The following is a 6,979-nucleotide window of genomic DNA, read 5'->3' as shown; positions in this document are numbered from 1 at the left end:
CATCGCTTTGCAGAAGTATAGCTAAAATACTGGAGATTTAGTAAAACGGAAGATTTTTTTTATGAGTTTAGTGAGATTGAAAAAACTACTGTAAGCACAATTATGCTTGTCGGCTTTCAACCTGTAATGCTGCAGATGCATTGGTTGGGGTCAGGCGTTGTTTTATTTCGTTTATCTCCATTTCAATTATTTTTTGCCTTGAATGTTAATTCTGCAGAACTACATATTATTACCATACTAAGCAACTTTACAAGTCCATCATTCCAAAATAATTGCTTTTAGCGTTACTTTTAAGCGCCTTTGTTACCTCTATTAGCAATAAAACAAGCGATTTTTGGACATAGGAAAAAAATAAACAGTATCAGAGAAGCCAAAGGAAAGACCGCTAAAGAGGTGATTTCTGCTGTAGGAATGGGAGCACCTATGTACAGCTGCATTGAAAGCGGTGTAAACGAGCCTTCTTTAAGTACATTGGAAAAGATTGCCAAAGCTTTGGGCGTGAAGCTCTCGGACTTGTTTGATACAGATGATAAACTGGCCGATGTAAATTCTTATGATGCTTTCCTGATGGAAAAAATCAAACTGGTGGAGACACTCAATGAAGAAGAAAAGAAAATGGTGTCTTCCTTTGTAGATGCGCTGGTAGGAAAGAAAAAACTAAAAGATGCTCTTTCAGGAGTGCTTAATGATGTGAAATGACCAAAGCACGGACTTCCCGGGCTTTTCGGTTATAAACTTCACATGATTAATCATAAACAATAGCTGAAAACTTGTCGATTAAATTCTCGACCCTCAAACCCTTTTCATTTGGGATGTCTTTGTCATCCAACCCAATTTCTGAGAGTTTATCTGAAAGCTTATCCAGTAAGTCGACATATAGACCCCTCGACCCTAGAACATAAAAGTCAGCTCCCTGTTGAACTATGTCCACAGAGATCAAGTCCTTAAGAAAAAGAGCTTCACTCTTACTTAGCTTGACTTTAAAAATATCTTGTTTAGCGTGATCTGGGTGTTCCATAGGTTGTAATTACTTTCCCTTCCGAATTTAATATTACCGTTGCGTCTTTACCTACATATTTTATCCGGCCTCCTGACTGTTCTATTACCTTAATTGGATTTAATGCAGCATCTTTAATTGCCGAAGGGTGTACCCCACGTCCTGAATTTCGGGAAATCGCCTGATTAAGTCCGTGTCTCGTATAGCCTTTAATCGGCCCTACGGAAGTCTGGGTCACAACATTTCTCATCGACAAAAGCCCTATAGCCCCAATTGATGCTCCTGCCATAACCTTTTCAGCATCTGTCCATTGGCTTAAAGCCTCCGAAAAAGACATTGCCATTGCATTCTTAATAGAGGGGTTTTGAAGGAAATTGATTGCCTTTTGTCTTGACCACTGCCTGGTGAAGCCCCCCAAAACACTCTCCATCTGGTTAGTGGTTTCAAAACCCAACATCTCGGCCTTCATGTTGTCATTCCAACCTTTACTGTCATACAAGGGTTTCATACCATCATTCTTGTACGACTCTCCAAAATACTTAAAGTCTTCTATCTTGTCGTTGGGAACAGTGATAATGTCTTGGCTACCATCATTAGTCTCAAGCAAGAGGTTTCCTTCCTCATCAATATACTTGGTATCCAATCTACCATCAGGATCAATCCTCGTAATTGGATTATTCTGCACAAAATTATACGGTGTCAACCAGCTGCGTTCGCTTGCCATGGGGTCAACACTCAACCATTTGCTCACCATTGGGTGGTAGTACCTGGCTCCGTAGTAGAAGAGCCCGCTTTCGGAGTCGAGCTCTTTGGCATTGAAGCGATAGGGTGTGCTGAAGCCGGTGGAGTTGGGAGTGCGGGTTTGACTTATCAGACTTTCCCCCCAAGGGCTGTAGTGGAAGTACTGGTACGGCACTCCGGCTCCATCGGTCACATACTCCACATGGCCGGGATGACCCATCCCTTGCGCCCCAGGGCTCACAAAAAGCACCTTGTATTGCCGATTTGTCCTTGCAATTGCAGACCCCCTCATCGCTTTGCAGAAGTATAGCTAAAATACTGGAGATTTAGTAAAACGGAAGATTTTTTTTATGAGTTTAGTGAGATTGAAAAAACTACTGTAAGTATTTGTGTTTTTCGGCTTTCAAGCCGTAATGCTGCAGGTGCATTGGTAGAGTAAGGTGTTGTCTGATTTCCTGTATCTCAGCAGTTAAACATCTTTACCTGTTTCTAAATACTGCACATAGCACCTATTAAAGCGTCATTCTGCCGACTATCAGCTCCTCAATTTTTTATGCCGTTGTTATTCATATGGTCTTGAGAACATTTCAAGTAAAATACAACCATCAAGCAGATTAGTTAGACGAAACAGCACATATAGGAGAAAAAAGGCTGACCCAGCAGCAGATTGCCGAACTGGTCAATATGCACCGCTCCAATTATTCAAGGGTAGAGGCTGGCGACAGGGATCTGTCTTTGGATGCGGTGAACAAAATCGCCAGGTATTTCGGGATGACCATTGATGAACTGGTCAACTTTGACGGCAACATCCCCGATGAAGTGACCATTGAGGATAAAAGCCTGATGGAACAGGTAAAACTGATTGCTGAACTCGAACCCGAAGAAAAAAATATGGTCTTTAAAATGATTGATACTTTCCTGACCAAAAAGAAGTTTAAAGACTTCTTCCAGAAAAATGTGGCTGCTCTATAAAGAAAAAACCCGGACTAGCCGGGTTTTACTTCATAATCCATAAGTTAATAAATCTTTGACATCTGATCTTCCCTCAATCTGGTAGTCTAATATTCCCTGTTTTGCCTTGATTTTATTAATTATAAAACGTGGACTATCAGAATTATCAGTGACAATAATTTTATCATCTTCTATCAAGATATCTTTAAACATTTTTTCGAACAGCACTTCATCTGGTTCAGTTCTAGCGATTATGCCATTAAAAAATATCTCTTTTGAAGCTAATGAACTGACAATTAGCCTAAGCTGAAAACAATTGGTGTCAAACTCACATTTTAATTCAATACTTAAATTTTCACTTTTAAATTGTTTTTTCTTGTGAGTCCATTTATTTAAACACCCCCCCAATTTAAATGCCTGAAGTATATCCATTAAAATGGGTAATGGTATTTTACTAGACTTTGAAGCCTCAAGAAAACCACGTTCAAACAATTCTAAATAATAATTACAATCATTGGTACCTCGAACCAAATCATATCTTTCTCTCTTAAAAGGAAGATATACTTCCAACACATTAATAGCTGTTAATGAACTATATGAATTATTAATATCAGGTAGCAAGGCAATGGAAAGCATATTAAATCCATCAACTTCAATCTTGTATTTTCGAACCTCACGAGAAAAGTAATTACTTATAAAGCGAGTGCGCAATAAAAAATCATAACGAAGTAGATTATCAGCTTTACTATAATAATTATATTCTAAACCAAGTGATATATACCTAAGCTTCATTATTATGGTCTTTTATGGTAGTTTGGATTTAATGTGCTTCTGTTCTTCGCGGCATTAGCTTTTTCTGCATCTAAAGCTTGCTGTCTTGCTCCTGGCCATGAAGGAATTTTCTCAACAATACGAGAATCAAATGTCCCTGAGCCTGAGGCTTTATTCATTTGATTCACCTGACTAGTAGCTCTATACGATTTATCTGCTTGAGAAACTTTTCCACCACTTATACCGGTCTTTACCACATTTCCTGTTCCTGTCTCAAATATTTCATACACATGTTGAGCTTTGGTACTTGCTTTGGAATTTCCATTAACAGCCTTTGCTCCATCAATGGCATTGTTAATGGTCTTCATATGCTTCCCGATTTTACCTACTTTCCCTAGGTCTCCAATCAAAGGAACTACACCCAAACCACTTAAAATAGCACTTCCATAATTACCTTGTTTTGCCTCTAAAGTTGCAGCTGCCACGTCTGCAACTCCTGTGGGGTCAACAATTCCAACAATATCAAGTGCAGCTATTAAAACGTCTGTACCTTCAAGCGTATAATTGCCACCTAAATCACCTACTATCGAACCTGCATTGACACTGACATCTATGAGGTCCGTTTTGATCGTAACACTGGAATTATTTTCACCCGTAATTACAATATCATCCAATCTACCATCAGGATCTACTCTGAGAATAGGATTGTTTTGAACGAAGTTGTATGAAGATAGCCATTCCCGCTCATGAGCCATTGGGTCGACACTCAACCACTTGCTCACCACCGGGTGGTAGTACCTGGCTCCGTAGTAGAAGAGCCCGCTTTCGGAGTCGAGCTCTTTGGCATTGAAGCGATAGGGTGTGCTGAAGCCGGTGGAGTTGGGAGTGCGGGTTTGACTTATCAGACTTTCCCCCCAAGGGCTGTAGTGGAAGTACTGGTACGGCACTCCGGCTCCATCGGTCACATACTCCACATGACCAAGGTAGTCAGGGTGGTAGTAGAAGAGGATGTGCGGGGATTGGGCATGGTGCTGACGCATGGTACAGAGGGGGCATTCATCAGGTCTGTGACAAAGATATCTTCTGCCTTTCAACCAGCGCGTGTTTTTTTCTGATTTAGCCTACCTTGTTGTAGCGCATGCTCAGGTGGTAGGTATAGGATTGTTGGTGGGTTTGATAGGTTTCGGTCGTATGCTTGAGGCGGTTGAGCTGATCGTATGCATAATAGGTGGTATAGCTCCCCCCTATGCCGCTATGGCTCAGGGTGTTCACAGGTATGGGGTTTGGTCATCGTGGAAGGGGCAACATATACGGTTATGCTTGTCGGGTTTCAGGTTGTAGTGATCCAAAACCTCCTTAAGCGTCAGCCTGCTTTTGATCTCCGGGATTTCCATGTGGATAACTTTTTCTGTTTCTCTTAGGGAACAAAAAAACACCTAAATGAAACAAACCGCAAGAAAAGCACGGTACACTTTATCAACAATGAGGAACAAAGCGTTTCTTATCGTAGGCAGATTAGCTAAATTTGCTGTTGATAATTTCTTTTACGGAACAAATGGAGACGATAAGCAACAGGATAACCCAGATAAGGAAACAGAAAGGGCTGACCCAAAACGAACTGGCCGAAAGGGTGGGTATTTCCAAAGCCCAGATGAGCCGTTATGTGGCCAAGGGCGTGAACCCTCCGGCCAATGTGCTGGCCAAAATGGCCGATGAGCTTGGCGTTTCAATGGATTTCCTTTTGCACGGTAATACAGATGACAAGGCCGCTTCTTCGCTTTCCCATGCCGAAGTGATACAACAGTACAAGGAAGTGGACCAGCTGCCGGCCGAGGAAAGGAACACCGTTATCAGGGTGGTTTCTGCACTGCTCAGGGATTATAAGACAAGACAGGCATACGCCTCCTAAAAAAAAACCGGCTCTCATGGCCGGGTTCCTGGAAAGTTTAGAGGCTGATTAACTTCAATAGGCTCTTTGTGGTAAATAAAGTTTAGTTTACCGGTTGAAGTACCCCAAGGACGACCCTTGTACTTATAAAAGTAAATACCATCGTCCTTTATCCTACCATACCAATACTGAAAGTACCCTCTGTCGTGATTATAAAACTCAAGCTTTAACACATCTCCTTCAGTAGTATAATACACAAATTGACCATTATTAAAGCTATTAACTTCTTTTACACTAGGCTTTTGATAGTTAAAGCGACTGATAAAAGCAAGACCATGATTTGAAAACCGGATGAAGTCATAAGCAATAGTTTCGCCCTGAACCACCTTTCCTCGCTGGTTGGTAAATACCCAGTCATTTGTACTGGTGTAAACAGCATTTGTATCAATTAATTCATTGTAATTAAACGACTCATCTTCTAAGTGATATGCCTCTTGCACGGGCTGCCTAACTCCTTCTTGTTTAAGGTCTGAGACCCACTTTGGAGGTAGCAGTCCACAAGAACTAAGCGTACTTACAAGAACAGCGCAAACAAATCCTTTCCGCATTATCAAAGACCTAAGGCTGTAGACAGAAACAGAGGGTGTCCTAAAGTATTATGGATCGCATCCTGAGAGTACATATGGTTTTGCCCTCCTACGGAACCAATTCCCATAAGCATTCCATTTTCCACTCGAAAATAAGTCTGGCCGTTATTCAAGAGTTGCTGCCCAGGAGTTTGAGCATAAGTACCAAACTTACCGCCCGCAGGATTGCTGCCATTCAGAAGCCATCCACCCGTTAGAGGGTTTTTACCTAATCGCTCGCCAGTAAACACATCGGTTCCCATCGTAAGGGATGACGTCGCTCCTGTAGAAAATTGAAGTGAGCCGCCACCAGTCCAGAAACGATCATCCCTATCTCCTAAGACTGGGAAAAAATCGTTGTAAACTCCAGCTTGCACATCTCCAGATCTTAGACCTACATAACCTACTCGTTGATTTCGCCCGTTTGAGTTGAATACAAAGTTTGAGCCTAATGTAAGTGAGTTCTTAAAGGTATTCTGTACTCCCGATCTAGCATTATTGGAAAAAGTGTTTAATGTTAGTCCATTAGCAGAACCCCAACCACCTGTGGCACTAAGACTTCCTACTAAATCCATTTGTAAACCGCGCATCCCGGTAGATCCGTGAGAGGTGCCTAATCCGAAGTTATACGCACTGGCAGATATTTTTGCTGCTCCCATGAAGTTTGGAGTTTGATAAGAAACTCCCACTCCAATACTGGCAGACATATGACCTCCGCTACTTAAAGTAAATCCAAATGAGCCTCCAAATCGTGGAGGGTCTCCAGGAGCATTTCCATCCGGATCCACTAAGTTGATAGGGTTGTTTAAAGAGAAGTTATAGGGGCTCCAACTGGGAAACTTATCACTAAGAGCATCTACCGATAACCAAGCTGACACCTTCGGATCATAATACCTCGCCCCATAATAGTAGAGCCCGCTTTCGGAGTCGAGCTCTTTGGCATTGAAGCGATAGGGTGTGCTGAAGCCGGTGGAGTTGGGAGTGCGGGTTTGACTTATCAGACTT

The 6,979-nt window shown here is 41.8% G+C and carries 9 protein-coding genes; 3 read left to right on the top strand and 6 right to left on the bottom strand.

Annotated features, from left to right (window positions below; genetic code table 11):
- The first annotated feature begins 300 nt into the window (after window positions 1–300).
- Window positions 301–699 (top strand): helix-turn-helix domain-containing protein, encoded by a 399-nt coding sequence (locus DES35_RS11190; protein ID WP_114366604.1) that lies wholly within the window; start codon window positions 301–303, stop codon window positions 697–699.
- Window positions 700–995: 296 nt separating this feature from the next.
- Here the strand turns inward: DES35_RS11190 and DES35_RS11180 are convergent, their stop codons facing one another.
- Window positions 996–1,979, bottom strand: coding sequence for an RHS repeat-associated core domain-containing protein (locus tag DES35_RS11180; protein ID WP_170125747.1), 984 nt, complete (start codon window positions 1,977–1,979; stop codon window positions 996–998).
- A 395-nt stretch (window positions 1,980–2,374) separates the two neighbouring features.
- On the opposite strand from DES35_RS11180, the gene DES35_RS11175 reads away from it, so the two are divergent.
- Window positions 2,375–2,710 (top strand): helix-turn-helix domain-containing protein, encoded by a 336-nt coding sequence (locus DES35_RS11175; RefSeq protein WP_114366602.1) that lies wholly within the window; start codon window positions 2,375–2,377, stop codon window positions 2,708–2,710.
- Between the two features lie 30 nt (window positions 2,711–2,740).
- Here DES35_RS11175 and DES35_RS11170 read toward each other — a convergent pair whose 3' ends face one another.
- Genes DES35_RS11170 through DES35_RS11600 form a run of 3 tightly spaced genes read right to left on the bottom strand, consistent with a single transcriptional unit; the run spans window position 2,741 to window position 4,732 of the window.
- Complete coding sequence (locus tag DES35_RS11170; protein ID WP_114366601.1) at window positions 2,741–3,481, bottom strand: hypothetical protein; 741 nt, start codon at window positions 3,479–3,481, stop codon at window positions 2,741–2,743.
- Between the two features lie 2 nt (window positions 3,482–3,483).
- Window positions 3,484–4,554 carry an RHS repeat-associated core domain-containing protein gene (locus DES35_RS11165; protein WP_147269357.1) on the bottom strand — a complete coding sequence of 357 codons (1,071 nt, stop codon included), beginning with the start codon at window positions 4,552–4,554 and terminating at the stop codon, window positions 3,484–3,486.
- 22 nt (window positions 4,555–4,576) lie between these two features.
- Window positions 4,577–4,732: a hypothetical protein gene (locus tag DES35_RS11600; RefSeq protein WP_170125746.1), complete on the bottom strand. Its 156-nt coding sequence runs from the start codon at window positions 4,730–4,732 to the stop codon at window positions 4,577–4,579.
- 283 nt (window positions 4,733–5,015) lie between these two features.
- On the opposite strand from DES35_RS11600, the gene DES35_RS11160 reads away from it, so the two are divergent.
- Window positions 5,016–5,369, top strand: coding sequence for a helix-turn-helix domain-containing protein (locus DES35_RS11160; RefSeq protein WP_114366599.1), 354 nt, complete (start codon window positions 5,016–5,018; stop codon window positions 5,367–5,369).
- 14 nt (window positions 5,370–5,383) lie between these two features.
- Here the strand turns inward: DES35_RS11160 and DES35_RS11155 are convergent, their stop codons facing one another.
- Together DES35_RS11155 and DES35_RS11150 are read right to left on the bottom strand one after the other, a co-directional pair.
- Complete coding sequence (locus DES35_RS11155; RefSeq protein WP_114366598.1) at window positions 5,384–5,956, bottom strand: hypothetical protein; 573 nt, start codon at window positions 5,954–5,956, stop codon at window positions 5,384–5,386.
- 2 nt (window positions 5,957–5,958) lie between these two features.
- The coding region (locus DES35_RS11150; RefSeq protein WP_147269356.1) for an RHS repeat-associated core domain-containing protein at window positions 5,959–6,979 on the bottom strand (1,021 nt) is incomplete at its 5' end.

Source organism: Schleiferia thermophila (assembly GCF_003337435.1).
In the GTDB taxonomy this organism is placed as follows: Bacteria; Bacteroidota; Bacteroidia; order Flavobacteriales; family Schleiferiaceae; genus Schleiferia; species Schleiferia thermophila.
This window is presented reverse-complemented; position numbering and strand designations above follow the sequence as displayed.